Below are 22,453 nucleotides of genomic sequence, written 5' to 3'. Positions count from 1 at the left end.
AGGGTGGGACGTTGCGCATGAGGAAAAAGCTACTAGAAATAAAAGGTTTAAAAACAACCTTTTTCACAGATAATGGACAAATTCCTGCTGTAGATGATATCGATTTTTCTGTCCAGGAAGGAGAAATATTAGGGATTGTAGGAGAATCGGGAAGTGGTAAAAGTGTTACGTCACTGTCCATCATGGGATTAATTCCATCACCTCCAGGCAAAATAACGGGCGGTGAAATATTGTTAGATGGTAAAAATCTTGTGAAATGTACGGATAAACAAATGCAGAAAATACGTGGAAAAGACATAGCCATGATCTTTCAAGAGCCTATGACTTCACTAAATCCCTTGTTTACTATTGGTGATCAATTAAAAGAAGCTATTTTAATTCATAATCCAAAATGGTCGAAAAAGAAAGCGTTTGCTAGAGCGGTTGAAATTATGAAACTTGTAGGTTTACCACGTGCAGAGGAATTACTAAAAGATTATCCGCATCAGCTATCGGGTGGTATGCGTCAAAGGGTCATGATTGCTATGGCACTTGTCTGTGATCCACAAGTATTAATTGCGGACGAGCCGACAACTGCTCTAGACGTTACGATTCAAGCTCAAATTTTACAGCTTATGAAAGACTTAAATAAACGATTGAATACAGCAGTACTATTAATTACACATGATTTAGGCGTTGTGGCAGAAACATGTGAGCGAGTGATTGTCATGTATGCTGGACAAATTGTAGAAGAGGCACCGATTCAAGAAATATTCTCTAATCCGAAGCATCCTTATACACAAGGTCTTATTCAATCAGTGCCTGATATGCGGTTTAAAAAGGATAATTTATACTCTATCCCTGGGAGTGTACCAAAACCAGGAAGTATTCTGGTAGGGTGTCGTTTTGCGGCGCGCTGTGAATATGCAATGGAACGTTGTTTACAGGAAACACCACCTTTATTTGAGGCAGCAGAGCAGCATAAATCGAGATGTTTTTTACTAGAGAAGCAGGAGGTGGAGCAACGTGTCGAAAGTGTTATTAAAGGTTGATGGTTTAAAGAAATATTTCCCGATTCGAAAAGGTGTCCTAAATACACAAACGGGGGATGTAAAGGCAGTAGATGATGTTTCATTTGAGGTTTTTGAAGGAGAAACATTAGGGATTGTTGGTGAATCAGGCTGTGGTAAATCGACAACTGGTCGCTTATTAATGCGTTTACTAGAGCCAACTGAAGGAAACATTGAATTCGCAGGTAAAATGATTTCAGAATTATCCAATAACGAAATGAGGAAGGCGCGTAGAGATATTCAAATGATTTTCCAGGATCCCTATGCCTCCCTTAATCCGCGACATAACATTGGTAAAATTTTAGAAGAGCCTCTTATCGTTCACGGAATAGGTAATGCAAAAGAGCGGAAGCAAAAGGTGTTGGAGCTGCTTGAAATTGTAGGTCTGAATGAATATCATATCAAACGTTATCCACACCAGTTTAGTGGTGGTCAAAGGCAACGAATTGGTATCGCACGTGCCTTGATGACCAATCCTCGTTTACTTATTGCAGATGAGCCAGTATCGGCATTAGATGTGTCCATACAGGCACAAGTATTAAATTTATTGCAAAAACTGCAAAAAGATTTAAAGCTAACCTATATTTTTATTTCCCATGATTTAGGGGTAGTGCGTCATATCAGCAATCGGGTTGGCGTAATGTATTTAGGTAAATTAGTAGAGTTGACAGCGAGTGAGGACTTATATGCTGAACCGCTTCATCCATATACACAAGCACTCTTATCTTCGGTCCCAGTGCCAGATCCAACGTTTGAACGGGAACAAATTATTATTACTGGGGATATTCCGAGTGCATCCAATCCGCCGAGCGGCTGTACTTTCCACACAAGATGTCCTTTTAAAAAGGAACAATGCTCACAGGTAGTACCCAAAATGCAAGAAGTGAAACCAGGTCATTATGTTGCTTGCCATCTTTATGAGGCACTCCAACATTAAATGATATAAAAACCACATAGGGGGAAATTGAATGAAGAAAAAGAAGCTTTGGACTTTAGGTGTAATGCTACTCCTTATTCTTTCGACGATCTTAGCAGCTTGTGGCGGCTCTGATACTAAGGATACGGGTAGTAAAGATACTTCAACTGGTGGCGATACAACAAACAGTGGTGATCCCAAAATATTAGTGTATGGTCGTGGTGGAGATTCTGTAGCACTGGACCCTGCTGTTGTAACAGACGGTGAATCCTTTACAGTGACAGCTAATATTTATGAAACGCTTGTAAACTTTGGTGATCGAGATGTAACGATTCAACCAGGCTTAGCAAAATCATGGGAGGCATCAGAGGATGGTTTAACGTATACTTTCCAGCTACAAGAAGGTGTGAAATTCCATGATGGCACAGATTTCAATGCTGAGGCTGTTGTTAAGAATATTGAACGTTGGAAATCAGGTGCGGATAAACACCCTTATTTTAGTTCGCAATTTGTCGTTGGTGACAAGCAAGTAATCGAATCAGTAACTGCAGAGGGTGACTATACAGTTGTCTTTAAATTAAGCCAACCACAAGCACCATTCCTGAAAAACTTAGCAATGTCTCCATTTGCGATTGCTTCACCAACAGCATTTGATGCAGATGAAGAGGGATTGTCAGCAAATCCTGTAGGAACAGGTCCATTCAAGTTTGTCAGCTGGGTACGTAATGATTCGATAACAATTGAGAAAAACCCTGATTACTATATTGATGGCTATCCTAAATTAGATAAAGTGATTTATCGTTCTATTCCAGAAAACTCTGCACGCTTAAATGATTTAATCGCAGGCAATATTGATGTAGCTGATGGTATAAGTCCATCTGATAAAGCAACAATCGAGGGAGATGCCAATTTACAATTAATTGAGCGTCCATCTATGAATGTTGGGTATTTAGGCTTAACAGTGACTCGACCTCCATTTGATAATGTAAAAGTGCGCCAGGCAGTTAACTATGCAATTGATAAACAAGCATTAGTGGATGCATTTTATGAAGGGCTAGCTGAGCCAGCAAAAAACCCAATGCCACCAGTAATTTCTGGTTATAACGATGAAATTACAGGCTATACGTATGATCCTGAAAAGGCGAAAGCATTACTTGCTGAAGCAGGCTACGATGGCAAGGAGATTGAGCTTTGGGCAATGCCAGTACCACGTCCATACATGCCAGACGGTCAAAAAGTTGCTGAGGCGATTCAAAAGAACCTAGAGGATGTGGGCATTAAATCTAAAATTGTGTCATTTGAATGGGCTACTTATCTAGAAAAAGCACAAAATGGTGAAGCGGATGCATTCTTACTTGGCTGGACAGGTGATAATGGGGATGCGGATAACTTCCTATACACGTTATTAGATGGAGATAATATAGGTTCTAACAACTATACATTCTATGACAATCCAACATTACACGAGATCTTAACGAAGGCTCAAACTGAAATCGATGAAGACAAGCGTAATGAACTTTATAAGCAAGCTCAAGTAATTATTTCTGAGGATGCTCCATGGGTTCCACTTGCTCACTCTATTCCAATTTTAGCTGCTAACAAGAAAGTTACAAATTATATTGCGCATCCTACTGGCTCTGACCGTTTAGATGCGGTAGATATTCAATAGTAAATTCCATCATTTTTAATTGAACAAAGGAACATGAAGAATCTGCTTGCTTTTCTGCGGGTAAGCCGTGGAATTCTCGCAGATTCTTTTCTACTAAAAGAAAATCAAAACATTTTCTCCTGTATGAAAGACCACTCATCTAAACATTCAAAACCGTTTGGTGAAGGCTCAACCTTTCAACAGTATATAAAGACTTCAAAGTAGATTATGAAAATCATAGAGAGGTGATGAAAATGCTTCACTATATGGGGAGACGCTTACTTCAATTAATCCCAGTTTTGCTTGGAATGACTTTTATCGTCTTTATGTTGATACGTGCAATCCCTGGTAATCCAGCACAAGTTATTTTGGGACAACAGGCGACAAAAGAGGCGGTCGAGGCATTAAACGCAAGTTTAGGATTAGATAAACCTTGGTATACACAATATTTTAGTTATTTGACAGGTATTTTTCAGGGAGATTTAGGGGTTTCCTTACGTACAAAATTACCTGTATCAGAAGAAATTTTTCCATACTTAGCAGCAACAGCGGAACTTGCCTTTTTTGCTATGATTATTGCTATCGTTATTGGTGTGAATGCTGGCATTATTTCTGCATGGTTCCAAAATTCCTGGTTCGATTATACAGCGATGATTATAGCATTAATTGGTGTTTCTGTACCCGTGTTCTGGCTTGGTTTGATGGAACAGTGGACATTTAGCAGTAAGCTTGGTTGGCTGCCTACCTCTGGTCGAGAAGATGTGCGAAATCCAATTACCGCCATAACCCATTTTTATTTATTGGATACGCTCATTCAAGGGCGCTTTGATCAATTCATTGAAGTCATAAAAAGATTAATATTACCAGGAGTCGCACTTGCAACTATTCCGATGGCTATCATTGCTAGAATCACAAGGTCTTCTATGTTGGAAGTTATGCGCTCTGATTATGTACGTACTGCACGAGCGAAGGGCCAAAAAATGTTTATTGTTGTGTATAAGCATGCGTTAAAGAATGCGGTTATTCCTGTGTTAACGGTAATTGGCCTACAAACAGGATTATTGCTGGGTGGGGCTATTTTAACAGAGACAATTTTTAGTTGGCCAGGAATTGGTCGTTATATTTATGATGCGATTGGCTTCAGGGATTATCCTGTTATTCAATCAGGTATTCTAATCGTTGCATTTATTTTCATCATGATTAACTTAATCGTGGATTTACTGTATACAGTGGTCGATCCACGAATTAAATACAAATAGAAGGGAGTTGCAATGATGACTGGAGCAATCGATATAAAAAAAGAAGCAGCACCCGTTCAAGAACGGGCTGTAGGTCCATGGCTCGAAGGCTGGCGTAGCTTTAAAAAGAGCAAAGTATCCCTCGTAGGAGCAGGAATTGTTATATTTTTTATTTTACTTGCTGTCGTTGGTCCGTTCATTGCACCACAGGGCATCAATGAACAGGATTTAGCGAAGCGTTTACTGGCACCATCTGGTGAACATTGGTTTGGAACGGATGATTTTGGACGAGATATCTTTTCGAGAATCATTCATGGCGCACGGATTTCCCTATGGGTGGGCTTTTTCTCAGTTATTTTATCCGTCATAGTTGGCAGTTTCCTTGGTATTGTTGCTGGTTACTACGGCAGATGGATCGATACGATTATTTCACGCATTTTTGATATTATGCTGGCTTTTCCTAGTATGTTACTAGCGATCGCAGTAGTATCAGTGCTAGGTCCATCCTTACAAAATGCATTAATTGCTATAGCCATTATTAACGTACCGAATTTTGGACGTTTAATCCGCTCTAAAGTATTGAGTGTTAAGGAAGAAGAGTATATTGTAGCTGCCAAAGCAATTGGTATGCGCGATTCACGAATTTTATTTTCCCATATTTTGCCTAATTCGATAACACCAATAATTGTACAAGGAACACTAGCTATTGCGACAGCTATTATTGAGGCTGCAGCACTAGGTTTCCTTGGACTAGGAGCTCAAGCACCAGCACCGGAGTGGGGAAAAATGCTTGCGGATGCCAGAAAGTTTTTATTAAATGCACCATGGACAATGATTTTCCCTGGTATAGCAATTATGTTAACGGTTCTTGGCTTTAACCTAATGGGTGATGGTCTGCGTGATGCACTTGATCCAAAAATGAAAAGTTAGTGAATAGATTGATTAGCCTTCTACAAGTTAGAAGGTTTTTTTCAGCTGTTTCGGAGTAGTTCAGCAAAATATAATAGGAACTCTTTTACAGTTGAAACGTCCTTTATAGAAATATTCCTAGAAAAATTATTAAAAAATGAGGAACCTTTCGGAGCCATTTATTGAATTTTTTGTCACGTTATTTTAGACTTAAAGTATTGTTGATAAATGACAATCTAAATTGGGTAGATTATGACTTTACATATAGTCTTTCAGTTGAAATACATATTTTAGGAGGGGTACAAATTGGCGATTAATTTACAAAAAGGACAACGAGTTGATTTAACAAAAGGTAACGCAGGATTAAACAAAATAAAAGTAGGTTTAGGGTGGGACCCTGTTGGCCAAGAAAAAAGTGGTGGCTTCCTTGGTGGTTTATTTTCTAGTAGAAATAGTGGTAGTGGCAGTGGCAGAAGTGTTGACTGTGATGCCTCCGTATTAATGCTACAAGATGATAAAGTTTTAGCTGGCGATGATGTCATTTATTTTGGAAAATTAACAAGTAACTGTGGTTCCGTGCGACATTCTGGTGATAACTTAACAGGAGATGGCGATGGGGATGATGAAGTAATTACAATCGAGCTATCGTCTGTTCCGACGCAATTTAATAAACTAGTGTTCGTTGTAAACATCTATGATGCGGCAGGTCGAAATCAACATTTTGGCATGATTCAAAATGCATATATTCGTGTGTATGATGACAGGACAGGAAGCGAACTAATTCGCTATAATTTAAGTGATAATTATTCGAATTTAACGACGTTAATCTGTGGTGAGATTTACCGCCATCAGAATGAATGGAAATTCGCAGCAGTTGGTTCAGGAACGAACGATATAAAACTGGGCGACGTTGTTCGAAGATATCAATAAAATAAATGACTAATTAGGAGGAATAAAAAGTATGGGCATTTCACTACAAAAAGGTCAAAAAGTAGATTTAACGAAAACAAATCCAGGATTAACAAATGTAATTGTTGGTTTAGGTTGGGATACAAATAAATATGATGGTGGAAATGATTTTGATTTAGACTCATCAGTATTTTTACTTGCTGATACAGGAAAAGTAGCAGATCAAAATGACTTTATTTTCTACAACAATACAACAGGTGGTAACGGTTCAGTTGAACATTCTGGTGATAATTTAACAGGTGTCGGTGAAGGTGACGATGAATTGGTGAAAGTTGCATTAACTCAAGTTCCTGCGCATATTCAACGACTAGCATTCACTGTAACTATTCATGATGCAGAGTCACGCAATCAAAACTTCGGCATGGTATCGAATGCATATATTCGAATTGTAAATGCTGAATCTAACCAAGAACTAATTCGCTATGATTTAGGTGAGGATTTCAGTATTGAAACAGCGATTGTAGTTGGTGAATTATATCGTCATAACGGAGAATGGAAATTTAACGCAATTGGTGCTGGCTATCAAGGTGGCTTAGCTGCTTTATGTAATGACTATGGCTTGAGCGTAAACTAAAATTTCATCTTTGGACAGAAAGGGAGATTTTGAATGGCTATTCAATTAAGTAAAGGACAACGAATTGATTTAACGAAGCAAGACCCAGGTTTAAACAGCATTGGTATTGGCTTAGGATGGGACGTTAAGCAATTTGATGGTGGACAAGACTTTGACCTGGATGCATCAGTATTTTTACTAGATGCATCGGGCAAGTGTCGTAATGAACAAGACTTTATCTTTTACAATAATTTAGCGAGTCCAGACCAATCTGTAGTTCATACAGGTGATAACCGCACAGGGGAAGGGGATGGGGATGATGAAAAAATCCTTGTCAACTTAAAGCAAGTGTCTCCTCAAATTGACAAAATTGTTGTGACGGTAACCATCTATGATTCAGAGGGACGTCATCAAAACTTTGGACAAGTGCTAAATGCTTATGTTCGTTTGACAAATGAAGAGTCAGGAACAGAGGTATTGCGTTATGATTTAGGCGAAGATTTCAGCATTGAAACAGCTGTAGTATTTTGTGAGCTGTACCGTCATAATGGCGAGTGGAAATTTGCCGCAGTAGGCTCAGGTTATCAAGGTGGCTTGGCAGCATTAATCAGCGCATATGGCCTACAGTAACTAGTAGGGTGTAGGTACATGACGGAGGATCTTGTGTGGAAGTAATTAACGAGATATTAAGTACATATGCACAGTTTTTTAACTGGCAGATGTGGGGACAAGTTTTAACAGATCCAGTATCTTGGGGCCTTATTTTTTCATTGATTATTATGGAAGGACTATTGTCTGCAGACAATGCGCTAGTTTTAGCGGTGCTCGTGAAGCATCTTCCACACCATCAAAGAAAAAAAGCATTAATGTACGGGATGTTTGGAGCATATTTTTTCCGATTTCTCTTTATAGGTATTGGCGTTTATCTTGTAAAATTCGCTATTGTTAAAGTGATTGGTGCGACTTATCTATTGTGGTTAGTCATACTGCATTTTAAAAATAAAAGCGCCGATGAAGGAGAATCACACGAGTTTAAAAAGACAGGATGGATGGTCAGGATCTTTGGTACGTTCTGGGCAACTGTTATTTCAGTTGAATTAATGGATATTGCCTTTTCAGTAGACTCTATTTTGGCCGCGTTTGCAATTTCAGATCAAGTATGGGTTCTATTATTAGGCGGTATTTTAGGAATTATCATGATGCGTACTATAGCTGGTGTATTCCTTTCTTTAATTGAGCGAGTACCAGAGCTTGAAACGACAGCTTATATTTTAATTGCAATTATTGCACTGAAAATGTTTGCGAGTATTTTTGGATTCCATCTATCACATGAAATATTCTTCATTATTCTAATTGCTGCATTCTTATTGACATTTGTTGTACACAAGATGAATAAGAAAACAGCAGTGTAACAAGGCACTGTATTGGTCTGTATAGAACAGGCTGATACAGTGCTTTTTTCACAAAAGGCATACTTATTGGGGAGAGGATTAGATGCAACACTTTGCAACAGAAGCAGAGACAATTTTTTATAAGAAGCCACAGCCTTTTACGAAATGGGAGACGCCAGACATTTTATCCTATGCTTTAGGAGCTACTTTGTATATGCCTGCTTCTATGCCTAATATTGTAAGTATGATCCAATCAAAAAAGTATAAAGAATTGACGTCACTTGTCATTGATTTAGAGGATGCGGTGGGGGATACAGAATTAGGAGATTGTGAAGCAAAATTGATTGGGGACATTAGCGAATTATACGCACTCTATCACCAAAAACAATTGCTACTTCAGGAATTACCCTTACTGTTTATTCGTGTTCGACATGTTGAACAATTTAGTTATTTAACTTCTAGATTAGGAAAGAAGCAAGAAATTCTAACAGGGTATGTCTTTCCAAAATTCACAGCAACACAGGGAGCACGTTATTTTGGGCTTCTTGAAAAAACGATTCTAGAGAATGATCTAACCTTATACGGTATGCCGATTTTAGAAAGTAGCGAGGTATTATATAAAGAATCTCGTATAGAGGCATTATTAGACATTAAATCCATTCTACTTCAATACAAAGAACGTGTTTTAAATATAAGAATTGGTGCTACTGACTTTTGTGGTATTTATGGTATTCGCCGTCGTATGGACTCGACTATATATGATATTAGCGTCATCCGGGATTGTATAGCGGATATAGTGAATATCCTAGGTCGTGAGGAAGATGGTTTTGTGATATCTGGGCCAGTGTGGGAGTATTTTAGTAATCATCGTGTGTTAAAACCAGCATTACGAATGACACCATTTAGTGAGAAGGGAGCGCTGGATACTAGGAAAGCATTGTTAGACGATTGTTTAGATGGATTAATGAAGGAAGTTTTAATGGACAAACAAAATGGAATTGTCGGTAAAACGATCATTCATCCTAGTCATATCCGCGTCGTGCATGCGCTATATGCCATATCATATGAAGAGTATTTAGATGCACTTAGTATTGTTGAAAATAATGATGGTCGCAAAGGTGTCATGAAAAGCCACTATGCTAATAAAATGAATGAAATCAAACCGCATATGCGATGGGCACAACGTATCTTAAAACAGGCACATGTCTATGGCGTATATCACGAATCTGTGGATTTTGCCTCACTATTATTAAATTCTGAACTGGGTGGTCGTATTTATGCAACAACAAATGAGTAAACTCAACATTTTGCCAAATTATTCAATCGATATTGAAATGACTCATAATCCACACAATTTTGCTTTAGCAGACTTGTTTCAAATGGCAGCACGTATTAATAAGAAGCGACAATTTTTATTTGTAAGCACTGTGCTGGGCAAACATTTAGCTGTTCGCCCACAAATTCCTTTACTAACAGGAACACTTTTAGCCATGATGTATGATCAGCATTTTAGTAGTCAAACAGTCAATACGGTACCATCTGTCGTGAAAGCGTTAAAAGAAGGAACAGATATAAAGGAATTACTAAATTCTGTGGAAGGAAGCATTGAGTTAGCACAAGAGACATTGTTTATTGGATTTGCAGAAACGGCCACAGCGCTTGGTCATGCAGTATTTAATGCATTTCAAGCAAATGCTATGTATATCCATACCACACGCGAAGTACTTCCTGATATTGAACCATTTGTTACATTCGAAGAAGAACATTCGCATGCGACAAGCCATAGAATTTATACAGAGGAGCCTGATGTTTTACAGCAAGCTAAACGTATTGTGTTAATTGATGATGAAATTACTACTGGGAACACAGTCATTAACATTATTCAAACATTAAGAAAGAAGTTTCCTTTCGTTAAGCAGTATGCAGTTCTATCTATTTTAGATTGGCGATCAGCACAGCAACGAATGGTCTTCCAGCAATTAGAAGAGCAATGGGGGATTTCTATTGAATTCATTGCTATTATGTGTGGCCAGTTCAGCTGTACGGGCAAACCAAGTCTAACTAGTACACAGCCAACCGTGACTACACTTGTAGCACAGGACATCACCCTATTGCCAGTTAATGACCCCATTGATCGTTTATTCTATTATTCAGTTGCAGAGAACGGCATAATTAACAATCAACCTTATCTTCAAGCAACGGGGAGATTTATGTTAACGTCTACACAACATTTTGAACAAAAGAAAATGTTGCAAGCCATCGCTAAGCAACTAAAAGAACTACGGACAAATGGACCAGCTCTTGTTATTGGAACAGGTGAGTTTATGTATGTGCCTATGCAAATTGCGTCTTATTTAGGGAATGACGTTTATTTTCAATCAACAACTCGCAGCCCTATCTATTGTACAGATGATTTAAATTATACGATTACAGAAAAAATAGTCTTTGAGAGTCCAGAGAATAATGGGGTTGAAAATTATTTATATAATGTCCAAAGTAACCCATATACGGAACTTTTTTTGATGGTGGAACGTATAGCAAATAAAGAGGTAGTAGCTCGGGTGGTAGAGGCACTACAATCAGTTAGTAGCGCGAAAGTATATGTGATTTGTATGCATGAATTGGAGGTAGAACGATGATATCGACTTTGCAGCCAGATAAAATGGGTAGCTATGCATCAGAGGATGTTACTTTTTTATTGCGTGATATTGGGAATGTTTTTCTGGAAATGGATAATGAAAAACGGGAACAGCTTATTCAAACAGGTACGCATTATTCGGAAATGCTACCAATGGAATATCAACCATCTCAAACATATATGAATCTATTTTATAAAACTTTGGATGCTTCCGCAGAAAGAATAGCCATAGCTGTTGGTTTAGTAGCAGAACGAATCATTAAGAATAGAGGGTTAGAAAATTTAATTCTTGTTAGTTTAGCAAGAGCAGGTACGCCAATCGGCATTTTAACAAAACGTTACATATCGATGCACTATAAGGTGAATGTGCCACACTATTCTATTTCTATTCTGCGTGGTCGTGGGTTTGATGAAACTGCGATTCGTTACATTTTGATGAAACACCCCCAAGGATGTCTTCAATTTATTGATGGTTGGACGGGGAAAGGTGCTATTACCAAAGAATTGATCCAATCTTGCCAAAAATTTAATGGACAACATCAAACACAGTTAAGTGCCGATTTAGCTGTATTAGCAGATCCAGGCCATTGTGCTACGATTTATGGAACTCGTGAAGATTTTTTAGTTCCATCTGCTTGTTTAAATTCGACTGTGTCAGGGTTGGTGAGTAGAACCGTTCTAAATTTGCAGTTTATGGATGAGCACGACTTTCATGGAGCAAAATACTACAAAGAATTAGAAGCTATAGATGTCTCGAACTTGTACATAGAACGCATAGTTTCATGCTTTGAACGAGTACAGAGTGAAGTAATAAGGCAACTTCAGGAGCAAGCCTCCTCACAAGTTACTTGGGCGGGCATGAAATTTGTTCAAAAAATTCAATTGGATTTTGATATAGATAATATTCAATTTATTAAACCTGGTGTTGGGGAAACGACAAGAGTTTTATTGCGCCGAATACCTTGGAAAATCTTAATTAATCCGCAATACATGGATGAGCTAGATCACATTCTATTATTAGCGCATGAAAAAAATGTGTTAACAGAAGAATATTCGAATATGTCCTATGCATGTTGCGGTTTAATAAAAGAATTGTAGAGGAGATCCAGATGATATTATTTACATCAGATTTAGATAGAACACTGATTTATTCTAAACGTATGATGGAGATGTTTCCGCCCATTTCAGAAACAGTGGAAGTTGAACAAAAGGCTAACGAAACGATGAGCATGATGACAAAGAAAACAGCAATTTTATTGCAACAAGTGCATCAGCAAACATTATTTGTACCTGTTACAACTAGAGCATTGCATCTATATAAAAGAATACACTTTATGAATGACTTGGACCCTGCTTTTGCAATTACGAGCAATGGGGGTACAATATTAGAAAAGGGTCAGCCGTATGACAAATGGACAAAAACATTATGTAGGCGTATTGAAGATTCTTCTATTCCACGAGAGGATATGTTACACCTGTTTCAAACTTTCAAATCGGATGCATGGCTACAACGTTCTTTCTATGTAGATGATCTTTTTTATGTCCATCATGTAGATGTTAATGTTTTACAACAGGCTGATTTACACGCCATAGTTCAAGAGTTTGATACCCATGGCTGGTACGTTCTTCTCCAAGGGAAAAAATTGTATTTTATGCCCAAGGTACTGACAAAGGAAGCTGCAATAGAATATATGATGGAGTTGTGTACATACGATGTGCATATAGCAGCAGGTGATTCTATTATGGATTATGGAATGTTGAAGATGGCTGATTTAGCTTTTACACCAAACCATGGTGATTTAAAGAATAAACAGCCCAAAGTACTATCAAATACTACGTACTCGCCATATGACGGAGAAGCATTTACACAACATTTGCTTCAGACTGTTTTACAGATGGCTACACAACAGACGGTAGTATAGATTGTTGTTTTTACGCTATCATAGGGTAGAAATGTCCTATGACAAACGAATTCTTGAGCATATGCTGAGGATGATTTTTTAGGAGGTGGCGTTTGTATGCAAACAATCACAATTAAATCAATAGTGGAGCGTAATCCAGATGATTGGCTACAGGCGTTTCAAGATTCACCAAAGAATCGCGCATTTTATGAGGAAACACCACAACAAATAAGTTTTAGCCGTATTGCTCTACGTGTATTAGGAGTACCAATTGAGGAGGATGAGTATTTCAATTCATTATTTACCTTATCTCAAAACCAAAATATTCATATTTTAAGTGAAGAATTAAATAAGCATATTGAACAAAAAGACTTTCAATCCATACAAAATATCCTAGCGCAACATCAGCAAACACCTAAAGGGCTTTCCATTAATCGTTTAGTTGCGATGATGTATGGGTATCAACTGATTCCCAAGCATGATGACAGTATAATGAATCGACATTTACAGCTAACAACCATTAAGGTTATAGAACTGTTTCAACAACAACAATCATTAGGCTTACTTGCCAATGAATTTCGCCGTTTTTTAATTGATATGGTGAAGTGGTTAAAAAACCATTGGATTCATTGGACTAAAGCCATGAAGCCAACCGAAGATTTCCCTAAAGTTATTTGGTATGGAGAAGCCACTGTTAGTCAGCGTTATTTTCTGTTACTGCTCATGGAACTTGGCTGTGATGTATTGATCTTTCATCCATCAAAAGTAGATGAGTTTGCTGAAATAGATCCTACTGATGCGTTTTCCATCAGTTATTCATACACCAATCAAACAACATTACAGCCATTCCCTGACAAGCTTCGTGATCGTCAGGCAACTGTAGGATATCGTTCAAGTCAGCATTTTGAACAATTAATGCATGATCAGCAATCAGGAGTCTATAAACCTTGGCAATTTAAAGATTTTATGCCCCGCTCCTTAACATTGCGTATGACATATGATGATATTTTTATTTATGCGCAAGAAAAGGCTTTGGTACGACCTCAATTTGAAGTCATTGGAAATGAGGTAATTATTCCTGTAATCTTTGCAAAAATTAGCGGAGTCTCGAGCCAACGTGAGGAATACTGGCGCTCTATGCATCAAATATTGATAAACCCACAGACTATCTTTGTGCAGGAATTTCCTTTTACAAAAACGAGCAAAGCCAACTTTCATTTTCACTATAAACATTGCATAGTGAATGGTGAGCTTTCAGTGGAACGTATTTTACAAAGTGATTGGTGGCAGTATGGTGAATTAACGTTGGAGCTACAGCGAGCAATTGCCCACACGATAAAAACTTCTTGTGAGCAGCCAATGTTAAAACACCAGCCAAATGAAACTGTATATGATTTACAGTTATTCTTATTTAAACAGCTGACAATGATCCCTCAAGATATACTACGATTATTGCAAAGCTTTGACTATTCACAAGAGATACCGAAGATTGTCTTGTATCAAGCACCACAGCAACCTGCTCTATCGCGAGAAGATATTGCATTACTAGCGTTTTTAAATCGCTTCGGTATGGATATTGTTTTTTATAATCCAACTGGCCAATTAGATTTAGAAAAGCACTTGCAAGAGGACACTTACGATGTACATCGTTTAGAGCATATGTTATTTGATTTAGCCTATGAAGAACCACAGCAACAAAAAGCGGCACCTGATAAGATTATTAAAAAGCTCTTTAATCGCTTTTTCTGATGATAGGAAGGAGGCAGCGACAATGTCAGACATCCCTATGACGCTTGAGCAACTGACACTAGAAACAGCAGATGCCGTCAAACAACAATTACGAGAAAACGTAGAGGTACAACGAATTGCTCGTGAAATTGATATAAAAAACCATTTGGAGCTAATGGCGTTGGGAAAAGAGCCGGCTACAAAATTAGCGAAATTTGCAGATCAAATTTTAGATATAGTAACCCAATCAGCTTCATATGAATCAAGTGAATTATTTAAACAACTTGAATCCTTAATGGTGACATTTGATAAAAAGGATTTTACCGAGCAAAAGGGCATTTTCAAAAAGTTATTTTCACGTAAATCCAAAAGTGAAGATGATGTGTTTGCGAAATACAATGTGCTCGGTAGAGATATTGAAAAAATTCATTATCAATTTGTAATTATGGAAGAGGAATTAGCGAAGGATAATCGATTACTCGCTCGGCTATACAAGGAAGATTTGATGTTTTACCTTGATCTAGAGAAATATATCGTAGCAACCGATATGAAATTACATGAGGTGCAAACAACATTAGTCCCTATGTATGAGAAGCAGGGTGAGGCAGGCAATCAGATGGCAAAAATGGAGCTGAACCGTTTACAAACAATTGCTGAAATGCTTCAACAGAAAATAGATGAGTTGGAGAAATCACGAATGGTTGCCATTATAACAGCTCCACAAATTGAGATGCTACGTCATGGTAATAGTGAGTTAATGGAACAGATTAATGGTGCTTTTGTTAAAACCATTCCTGTTTTTAAAATGGGGTTGATGAATGCTGTAAATGAAAGACGTCAGCAATTACAGAATCAATCAGCATCAGCCTTTGAAAAGCGGATGAAGCAATTTGGAGGAGTCAGCAATGAAACAGTTCAACTAAGCACGGCTTTGGCTCAACAATCGGGTACAACACAGACCTTAGAGGAAATGTGGGACACCATTGTTTCTGGTATTACTAATTATCAGCATTTACGCGATGAGCAGACAGTCAAACGTCAGCAAGCTGAGCAACAACTGCTAACATTGCGTCCTTAGTTTTTGCCTCTAAGTAGCGTTCTACTTGGAGGTTTTTTCGTGAAAAAAACAACAGATTCGTTGTATATGAATCTGTCGCTTACACAGTTACTAGATGAATTCCTCTTCAAATTCTACATTAATTTCATGGCCATGGTGGCTTTGATATGAAACGATGAGTGTATCCAGATGCTCTAAATTTTCCTCATAATCTAAAATCCTCGATAAAATATAGAGTAGGTGATAGCTAGAAAATTCCGTATCGCCTTCTTCGCGAGCAAAGTTGATTTGCTTGATGAAAATTTCCATTAGCTCATTGCGTTGAACATAGTCGATGTTATTACTCCACTCAGAGAGCTCGGGCTTTAGTTTCCCAGTATATTTTAAGAGCAATTGTTCATGATACGTTAATAAGGAATCAAGTCGCTCCTGAATCATTAAGTGAAATTGCGTAGGTAGCTTAGCCAATTCATTTTCGTGATTATGCAAACGTTGTAGCAATTCTAGACTTTTTTTGGAAGTTAAAATCATTTGACGATAGACTACCAGTTTACGTGCTTTCACGTACTTTTTATTTTTGAAGTAATTACGCTCTTCCTTATAGAAATCATACAGTGTATCAACTCTTAACATACGACTTTTAAATTTACTTAATGCGACCTTTGTGGATGTATGCTCAGATGCCTGACGTACAGCAAGTCGTGTCCAACGAATAATATCATCTTGCAAAATATAGATTTTGCGGAACAGTTTTACCTCGTATTTCGGCGGTAGAAAAACAAGGTTAACGACAAATGCTGCTAACACCCCAACTAATATAGTCACAAAGCGTATCAAACCAAACGTTAAAAAGTCATCTCCTTGGAACTCCATAATGGCCACGACTGACACCAACGCCAGTGAAAGCGACTTTTCAAGTCTAAACTTCAACATTAAACCAATAGCTATTATGACGGCTATGCCAATGGCAACAACATGATGGCCGAATAGTAAGCCGAAAATGACGGCAATTGTCGCACCTATAATATTTGCTTGTACTTGTTCTACAATGGTTTGATAAGAACGATAAATAGAAGGCTGAATTGCAAAAATAGCTGCAATTCCAGCAAAAACAGGTGAAGGTAGTTTTAATAACTCTGCAATAAACAGGGCAAATACGATAGCGACACCAGTTTTAAATACACGGGCACCTAATTTCATAAAGATGTCCTTTCTGTCTAATATTTTTTAGCTTCTTTACATTATAGAAGGAAGTGCTCATAAAATACATAGATTTGTATGCATGAATAAGAAAAAGGCGACTTATAATAGAAAGTCGCCTTTGTATTGTCATTATTACAATTGTGAAAATGCGTAATTTACAGCTTTAATGGTTTCAAGAATATCTGCTTCAGTATGTTCTGTCGTTAAGAACCATGCTTCATATTTAGAAGGAGCTAGATTGATACCTTGCTCAAGCATTAGTTTAAAGAAGCGACCAAAGATTTCACCGTCTGAGTTTTCAGCTTGCTCATAGTTTTCTACTTTCACATCCGTAAAGTAAATAGTCAGCGCACCTTTAAGGCGATTTAATGTGATTGTCACGCCATGCTTTTTAGCTGCAGCTAAAATACTCTCTTCTAAAATTTTCCCTAGTCGATCCATTTCATCGTAAATGCCTGGCGTTTGTAGCACTTCTAGACAGGCAATACCAGCTTGCATTGATGCTGGGTTTCCAGCCATCGTTCCTGCTTGATAAGCTGGGCCGAGTGGTGCAACTGTATCCATAATTTCTTTACGACCACCATAGGCACCAATTGGTAAACCACCACCAATGACTTTACCAAGTGCAGTTAGATCAGGTGTAAGACCAAGTAAATTTTGAGCGCCACCATAGTGGAAGCGGAAAGCCGTGATTACCTCATCGTAAATCGTTAAGGCTCCTTTTTCTTTTGCCGTAGCATGTACTAATTCAAGGAAGCCTGGATTCGGTTCAACAATACCGAAGTTTCCTACGATTGGTTCAATTAAGATAGCCGCAATTTCCTCGCCCCATTTATTCATTGCTTCTGAAAAGGCTTCAGGGTTATTGAAGGGTACAGTAATAACTTCTTCTGCTGTAGAAGTCGTTACACCTGCTGAGTCTGGTGTTCCTAATGTAGCAGGACCTGAACCAGCAGCTACTAATACTAAATCGAAGTGACCGTGGTAGCATCCTGCGAATTTCATTATTTTTGTACGTCCTGTATAGGCACGTGCAACACGAATAGTTGTCATAACAGCTTCTGTACCAGAGTTGTTAAAGCGCACTTTATCCATGGATGGGATTGCCTCTTTTAGCATTTTTGCAAAAGTAACCTCGTATTCAGTCGGCGTTCCAAACAATGTACCATTTTCAGCTGCATGTGTAATAGCCTTAGTGATGTGAGGGTGTCCATGTCCTGTAACGATAGGGCCATAAGCTGCAAGATAGTCAATATAACGATTGCCATCTACATCCCAAAAATAAGCGCCTTTTCCTCGAGCCATTGCCACAGGAGAACCGCCACCTACTGCTTTATATGAACGAGAAGGGCTGTTTACACCACCAACGATATGTTGTAACGCCTCTGCATGTATTGCTTCAGATTTTGCGTGATTCATAGTATTGCCTCCTAACTTTTTATACGTAATCTATTGTAGACCTATCAGTGTAAGAAATCCAAAGAAATTAAGGAATATGACTTGATTTGTCACTTGGAGTAAAATAGAACGTACAGAGGAGGAGATTATTATGACTTTATTAGAAGGGCAAAAGGCACCAGTTTTTTCTCTTATGAACGAAAAAGGGGAAATGGTACATCTAACTGATTTTAATGGACAAAATGTTATTTTATACTTTTACCCCAAAGATATGACACCGGGTTGTACAACAGAGGCGTGTGATTTTCGAGATAAGTTTGAGGATTTCAGTCATTTAAATGCTGTTATTCTGGGAATTAGTCCAGATGATTCAAACAAACATACAAAATTTATTGATAAGCATGGCTTGCCTTTTTCATTATTAGTAGATGAAGATCATGCTGTAGCTGAAGCTTACGGTGTATGGGTTTTAAAGAAAATGTATGGACGTGAATTTATGGGGATAGAGCGTTCAACGTTTTTAATTGATACTGAGGGTAAGTTGATGAAAGCTTGGCGTAAGGTACGTGTCAAAAATCATGTTGAAGAAGTGTATGCCTATTTAGCAGAACAGGAGGCGGCGAAATGAGAATCTATTTCACATTTGAACCTAGACCAGATTTATGTGAGCCATTATTAGCAGAATTTCCACAGGTTGATTTTATATTTGAAAGCGGCTTAACAAATGAAGAGCTACAAAAAGCGGATGTTTTAGTTACATATGGTGAAGATTTAACAAATGAGAACATCCAACAGGCGACGGCGTTAAAGTGGATATTCGTTGCGTCAGCAGGTATCGAAAAAATGCCAGCCCAAGCTATTATGGAGCGTGGAATTTTAGTTTCTAATGTACGCGGTATTCATAAAACGCCTATGGCAGAATCAATGCTTGCCCATATATTAGCGATTAAACGTGCTTTGCCTTGGATGTATGAGCAACAAAAGAACAGGGAATGGTCAAAAAAAGGCAAACAAACTGAATTACGTGATAGTACAGCGCTTATATTGGGTCCAGGTGCTATTGGCTCGGAAGTAGGGCGACTATTACAGGCTTTTGATGTCACGACGATTGGCTGCAATCGTTCAGGAAATGAAGCGGCAAACATGGATAAGATGATTAGCTTTGCCCAATTAAAAGATGCCTTACCGGGTGCGGATATTGTTATTTCTGTGTTGCCAAAAACACAAGAAACTACGCATTTATTAAAGAAAGAACATTTTGTAGCTATGAAAAATAGTGCGATTTTCATGAATTTTGGTCGAGGTAACTTAGTTGATGAAAATGTACTCATTCAGGCGATTGAAGCTGGCGAATTTGGATATGCCGTTTTGGATGTGTTTGAAGAAGAACCTCTGGCATCTGACAATCCATTATGGACATTCCCGAATGTCATTGTATCCCCCCACGTATCAAGTCATTCATCTCGTTACGTGGAACGAAGCTTAGAGATATTTAAGCCAAGCTTAGAGAAATGGTTAAAGGGTGACATGAATTTAGAAAATGTCATGGAATTATCGAGAGGATACTAAGGAACAGACAATGACATAAGAGGATTAGTAATGTGTGATTGTTGACGAAGTAGCGCTAATTGGATACACTATTTATAACAATTATAAATTAATAATACTTATGGAAGAGGTGCATGGCGATGTCTACAACGCATTTACAGAATGCACTGGACACGTTAAAAACAACTGGTGTACGTATTACTCCTCAGCGTCATGCTATTTTGGAATATCTAATTCAATCTATGGCACATCCTACTGCCGATGAAATTTATAAAGCACTTGAGGGAAGGTTTCCTAATATGAGTGTAGCGACAGTCTATAACAACCTGCGAGTTTTTCGTGAAGTAGGTCTTGTGAAAGAGCTTACTTATGGAGATGCTTCAAGTCGCTTTGATTTCGTGACAAATGATCATTACCATATGATTTGTGAATGCTGTGGTAAGATCGTCGATTTCCATTACCCTGGGCTTGATGAAATAGAGCATTTTGCATCACAGGTAACTGGCTTTGATGTGCATTCGCATCGTTTAGAGATATACGGCACATGTCCATCATGTAAAGATGTTACTGCTAAAGTACAATAAAAATCCTAGCTCTTAAAAGGGCTAGGATTTTTTAGTTTTATGATTATAGGATTGGTCGAACTCTTTACCTACAAGAGTAGGATCGAGTGTTAACGGCTCATTGCAGTACATACACATATCTACTCGACCTAGAACTTTTGTATGTTTATGGCAATTTGGACACTCAACTTGAACAGCTCGTGTTGACAATAAACCTATCCAGGCATAGACAACTGTACTACCAATAATACATAAAACACCTAATGTCATGAAAATTAAAACTAATATCGGGCTATTTTTAAAGAATATGCCTCCGTACATTACAATAAAACCGAAAAAGATTAGTGCTAAAGCGAATGAACGTATTTTATTAATTTTACTTTTATAAGGTTTCATTTTTCATCTTGCCTCCCAATCTAAAATCTACTATAACATATAAGGGCAAAGTATTTTAGCTTTGAGGTAGTTGTAAGAAGGAATACTTTTAGAGTATGTCGAATTTTTAACGGAACAAGAGAACCTATATGAAAAAAGGGGGGCTGAACATGGAGCAAGTATTGCGTCCTATATACCAAGAACGTGCGAGTCAGTCGAATACATTAGGCGTTATTTTAGTAGAAAAACGTGAGGAGCAAAGTAACGTTACAGATACATTTGATACAGTTTTATTAATTATCGTAAAAGAAGCAGAGCAGCCAGTTTTTTCGAAACATTACTTATATGAAGGAAATAAAGTCGCTCTACATACTGTCACAGAGAAATTAATACGAAAATGGCTTCTAATCGGTTCTAATAAGAAAGTAGTCGATTGGATTTTCTTTGGCAGGGTCCTATTTGATCGGAATGAATTTCTTCATAAATTAAAAATAGAATTGCAGGAATTTCCGTATAGTGGACGTAAAATAAAAACGGGCATTCAATTTTCAAAGTTAATTCGCCGATATTTGGAGGGGAAAGAATACTTCGATAAAGGAAGCTACTTGGATGCATATAACCATGTAGTTGATTCGTTACATCATTTGGGCCGTCTATCTATTATTGATAGTGGACTGTATCCAGAAGTTACTGTTTGGGCACAGGTGAAAAAAATAGAGCCGGCGATCTATAAGCTGTATGAAGAGCTTGTAACGAGTAGTGAGCCAATAGAAAAGCGCTTAGAATTATTGTTTTTAGCAAGTGAGTTTTTAATTCATTCACGTACGCGGGATGGCGCACAGCATATATTAGAAGTCATGCAAACAAAAGACATGTGGACAATTCAAGAATTGCATAACCATCATGAGCTCATGAATTACTCGGTAGATTTAGAAGTGTTTGTCGAGTATTTAGTGGATAAAGGCTATATACAAATAGAGCCGATTGCTGCGAAAAGTGAAATGATTTTTCACCGTCATTACAAGGTCAATAAAGATTCTCTAGAAATAGGGCAATGACTGTAGTATGCTTGTAATCGAGGTATCTAAAAAATACCTCGATATTTTTTTAGAAAAGTAGTTGACGAATGATATCTTGGTATTGTATTATATTAATTGTCGCTAAGACATAACGAAATACTCAATGAAAAACACGAAAAACTTTTTTAGAAAAGTAGTTGACATGATTTGAGTGAGATGTTAATATAAAGAAGTCGCTGAAAAACGACTTAAATAATGAACCTTGAAAACTGAACAAGCAAAACGTAATCAATATAGTTTTTAGTAACTAGCCTTGCTAGTAAACGAAACAAAATTTTGGACATCAAAAT

The 22,453-nt window shown here is 37.8% G+C and carries 22 protein-coding genes; 19 read left to right on the top strand and 3 right to left on the bottom strand.

Features of this window, described 5'->3' with window-relative positions:
- Positions 1-17 precede the first annotated feature (17 nt).
- The 15 genes from AO843_RS19155 to AO843_RS19085 all read left to right on the top strand — a co-directional run bounded on the left by AO843_RS19155 (position 18) and on the right by AO843_RS19085 (position 16,018).
- Positions 18-1,031, top strand: a complete 1,014-nt coding sequence (locus AO843_RS19155) for an ABC transporter ATP-binding protein (protein ID WP_054612692.1) — start codon at positions 18-20, stop codon at positions 1,029-1,031.
- Complete coding sequence (locus AO843_RS19150) at positions 1,006-1,986, top strand: ABC transporter ATP-binding protein (protein ID WP_054612691.1); 981 nt, start codon at positions 1,006-1,008, stop codon at positions 1,984-1,986. Before AO843_RS19155 ends, AO843_RS19150 begins: the two co-directional genes overlap by 26 nt.
- A 31-nt stretch (positions 1,987-2,017) precedes the next feature.
- A complete protein-coding gene (locus AO843_RS19145; RefSeq protein ID WP_054612690.1) occupies positions 2,018-3,634 on the top strand; it encodes an ABC transporter substrate-binding protein in 1,617 nt (538 codons plus the stop codon).
- Between the two features lie 233 nt (positions 3,635-3,867).
- The gene (locus AO843_RS19140) at positions 3,868-4,872 is read left to right on the top strand and encodes an ABC transporter permease (RefSeq protein WP_054612689.1); all 1,005 of its coding nucleotides are present in this window, start codon (positions 3,868-3,870) and stop codon (positions 4,870-4,872) included.
- 12 nt (positions 4,873-4,884) lie between these two features.
- Entirely contained in the window at positions 4,885-5,781 is an 897-nt protein-coding gene (gene nikC, locus AO843_RS19135; RefSeq protein WP_054612688.1) for a nickel transporter permease, read from the top strand.
- A 285-nt stretch (positions 5,782-6,066) separates the two neighbouring features.
- Positions 6,067-6,690 (top strand): TerD family protein, encoded by a 624-nt coding sequence (locus AO843_RS19130; protein WP_054612687.1) that lies wholly within the window; start codon positions 6,067-6,069, stop codon positions 6,688-6,690.
- A gap of 31 nt (positions 6,691-6,721) precedes the next feature.
- Positions 6,722-7,303, top strand: a complete 582-nt coding sequence (locus AO843_RS19125; RefSeq protein WP_054612686.1) for a TerD family protein — start codon at positions 6,722-6,724, stop codon at positions 7,301-7,303.
- A gap of 33 nt (positions 7,304-7,336) precedes the next feature.
- Complete coding sequence (locus AO843_RS19120) at positions 7,337-7,912, top strand: TerD family protein (protein ID WP_054612685.1); 576 nt, start codon at positions 7,337-7,339, stop codon at positions 7,910-7,912.
- Between the two features lie 35 nt (positions 7,913-7,947).
- Complete coding sequence (locus AO843_RS19115; RefSeq protein WP_054612684.1) at positions 7,948-8,694, top strand: TerC family protein; 747 nt, start codon at positions 7,948-7,950, stop codon at positions 8,692-8,694.
- Between the two features lie 82 nt (positions 8,695-8,776).
- Positions 8,777-9,970, top strand: coding sequence for an HpcH/HpaI aldolase/citrate lyase family protein (locus AO843_RS19110; protein ID WP_054612683.1), 1,194 nt, complete (start codon positions 8,777-8,779; stop codon positions 9,968-9,970).
- Complete coding sequence (locus AO843_RS19105; protein WP_054612682.1) at positions 9,951-11,312, top strand: phosphoribosyltransferase family protein; 1,362 nt, start codon at positions 9,951-9,953, stop codon at positions 11,310-11,312. Before AO843_RS19110 ends, AO843_RS19105 begins: the two co-directional genes overlap by 20 nt.
- Positions 11,309-12,409, top strand: coding sequence for a cysteine protease StiP family protein (locus AO843_RS19100; RefSeq protein ID WP_054612681.1), 1,101 nt, complete (start codon positions 11,309-11,311; stop codon positions 12,407-12,409). Before AO843_RS19105 ends, AO843_RS19100 begins: the two co-directional genes overlap by 4 nt.
- An 11-nt stretch (positions 12,410-12,420) precedes the next feature.
- Positions 12,421-13,233: an HAD family hydrolase gene (locus tag AO843_RS19095; protein ID WP_054612680.1), complete on the top strand. Its 813-nt coding sequence runs from the start codon at positions 12,421-12,423 to the stop codon at positions 13,231-13,233.
- 96 nt (positions 13,234-13,329) lie between these two features.
- Positions 13,330-14,961, top strand: a complete 1,632-nt coding sequence (locus tag AO843_RS19090; RefSeq protein ID WP_054612679.1) for a YceG family protein — start codon at positions 13,330-13,332, stop codon at positions 14,959-14,961.
- A gap of 22 nt (positions 14,962-14,983) precedes the next feature.
- Positions 14,984-16,018, top strand: a complete 1,035-nt coding sequence (locus AO843_RS19085) for a toxic anion resistance protein (RefSeq protein ID WP_054612678.1) — start codon at positions 14,984-14,986, stop codon at positions 16,016-16,018.
- A gap of 90 nt (positions 16,019-16,108) precedes the next feature.
- Here AO843_RS19085 and AO843_RS19080 read toward each other — a convergent pair whose 3' ends face one another.
- A complete protein-coding gene (locus AO843_RS19080; RefSeq protein ID WP_054612677.1) occupies positions 16,109-17,197 on the bottom strand; it encodes an FUSC family protein in 1,089 nt (362 codons plus the stop codon).
- Between the two features lie 135 nt (positions 17,198-17,332).
- A complete protein-coding gene (locus AO843_RS19075; protein WP_054612676.1) occupies positions 17,333-18,619 on the bottom strand; it encodes a glutamate-1-semialdehyde 2,1-aminomutase in 1,287 nt (428 codons plus the stop codon).
- A 130-nt stretch (positions 18,620-18,749) separates the two neighbouring features.
- Between AO843_RS19075 and bcp the strand changes: the two genes are divergently transcribed.
- The 3 genes from bcp (at position 18,750) to perR (ending at position 20,730) form a co-directional block, all read left to right on the top strand.
- A complete protein-coding gene (gene bcp, locus AO843_RS19070; RefSeq protein WP_054612675.1) occupies positions 18,750-19,226 on the top strand; it encodes a thioredoxin-dependent thiol peroxidase in 477 nt (158 codons plus the stop codon).
- The gene (locus AO843_RS19065) at positions 19,223-20,167 is read left to right on the top strand and encodes a D-2-hydroxyacid dehydrogenase (RefSeq protein WP_054612674.1); all 945 of its coding nucleotides are present in this window, start codon (positions 19,223-19,225) and stop codon (positions 20,165-20,167) included. Before bcp ends, AO843_RS19065 begins: the two co-directional genes overlap by 4 nt.
- A 119-nt stretch (positions 20,168-20,286) precedes the next feature.
- Positions 20,287-20,730: a peroxide-responsive transcriptional repressor PerR gene (gene perR / locus AO843_RS19060; protein WP_054612673.1), complete on the top strand. Its 444-nt coding sequence runs from the start codon at positions 20,287-20,289 to the stop codon at positions 20,728-20,730.
- 21 nt (positions 20,731-20,751) lie between these two features.
- On the opposite strand, the gene AO843_RS19055 is transcribed toward perR, so the two are convergent.
- Positions 20,752-21,105, bottom strand: a complete 354-nt coding sequence (locus AO843_RS19055) for a YgzB family protein (RefSeq protein WP_054612672.1) — start codon at positions 21,103-21,105, stop codon at positions 20,752-20,754.
- A 149-nt stretch (positions 21,106-21,254) separates the two neighbouring features.
- On the opposite strand from AO843_RS19055, the gene AO843_RS19050 reads away from it, so the two are divergent.
- Complete coding sequence (locus tag AO843_RS19050) at positions 21,255-22,142, top strand: nucleotidyltransferase-like protein (RefSeq protein WP_054612671.1); 888 nt, start codon at positions 21,255-21,257, stop codon at positions 22,140-22,142.
- The last annotated feature ends 311 nt before the right edge of the window (positions 22,143-22,453 follow it).

The organism is Lysinibacillus sp. ZYM-1 (genome assembly GCF_001308875.1).
GTDB lineage: Bacteria > Bacillota > Bacilli > Bacillales_A > Planococcaceae > Lysinibacillus.
This window is presented reverse-complemented; position numbering and strand designations above follow the sequence as displayed.

Bases quoted from the DNA above. Each gene is read 5' to 3' on its own strand.
- AO843_RS19110 (WP_054612683.1), top strand. From the start codon at position 8,777: ATGCAACACTTTGCAACAGAAGCAGAGACAATTTTTTATAAGAAGCCA.
- nikC (WP_054612688.1), top strand. From the start codon at position 4,885: ATGATGACTGGAGCAATCGATATAAAAAAAGAAGCAGCACCCGTTCAA.
- AO843_RS19090 (WP_054612679.1), top strand. From the start codon at position 13,330: ATGCAAACAATCACAATTAAATCAATAGTGGAGCGTAATCCAGATGAT.
- AO843_RS19100 (WP_054612681.1), top strand. From the start codon at position 11,309: ATGATATCGACTTTGCAGCCAGATAAAATGGGTAGCTATGCATCAGAG.
- AO843_RS19095 (WP_054612680.1), top strand. From the start codon at position 12,421: ATGATATTATTTACATCAGATTTAGATAGAACACTGATTTATTCTAAA.
- perR (WP_054612673.1), top strand. From the start codon at position 20,287: ATGTCTACAACGCATTTACAGAATGCACTGGACACGTTAAAAACAACT.
- AO843_RS19155 (WP_054612692.1), top strand. From the start codon at position 18: ATGAGGAAAAAGCTACTAGAAATAAAAGGTTTAAAAACAACCTTTTTC.
- AO843_RS19140 (WP_054612689.1), top strand. From the start codon at position 3,868: ATGCTTCACTATATGGGGAGACGCTTACTTCAATTAATCCCAGTTTTG.
- AO843_RS19055 (WP_054612672.1), bottom strand. From the start codon at position 21,105: ATGAAACCTTATAAAAGTAAAATTAATAAAATACGTTCATTCGCTTTA.
- AO843_RS19085 (WP_054612678.1), top strand. From the start codon at position 14,984: ATGTCAGACATCCCTATGACGCTTGAGCAACTGACACTAGAAACAGCA.
- AO843_RS19145 (WP_054612690.1), top strand. From the start codon at position 2,018: ATGAAGAAAAAGAAGCTTTGGACTTTAGGTGTAATGCTACTCCTTATT.
- AO843_RS19105 (WP_054612682.1), top strand. From the start codon at position 9,951: ATGCAACAACAAATGAGTAAACTCAACATTTTGCCAAATTATTCAATC.
- bcp (WP_054612675.1), top strand. From the start codon at position 18,750: ATGACTTTATTAGAAGGGCAAAAGGCACCAGTTTTTTCTCTTATGAAC.
- AO843_RS19050 (WP_054612671.1), top strand. From the start codon at position 21,255: ATGGAGCAAGTATTGCGTCCTATATACCAAGAACGTGCGAGTCAGTCG.
- AO843_RS19120 (WP_054612685.1), top strand. From the start codon at position 7,337: ATGGCTATTCAATTAAGTAAAGGACAACGAATTGATTTAACGAAGCAA.
- AO843_RS19080 (WP_054612677.1), bottom strand. From the start codon at position 17,197: ATGAAATTAGGTGCCCGTGTATTTAAAACTGGTGTCGCTATCGTATTT.
- AO843_RS19075 (WP_054612676.1), bottom strand. From the start codon at position 18,619: ATGAATCACGCAAAATCTGAAGCAATACATGCAGAGGCGTTACAACAT.
- AO843_RS19125 (WP_054612686.1), top strand. From the start codon at position 6,722: ATGGGCATTTCACTACAAAAAGGTCAAAAAGTAGATTTAACGAAAACA.
- AO843_RS19065 (WP_054612674.1), top strand. From the start codon at position 19,223: ATGAGAATCTATTTCACATTTGAACCTAGACCAGATTTATGTGAGCCA.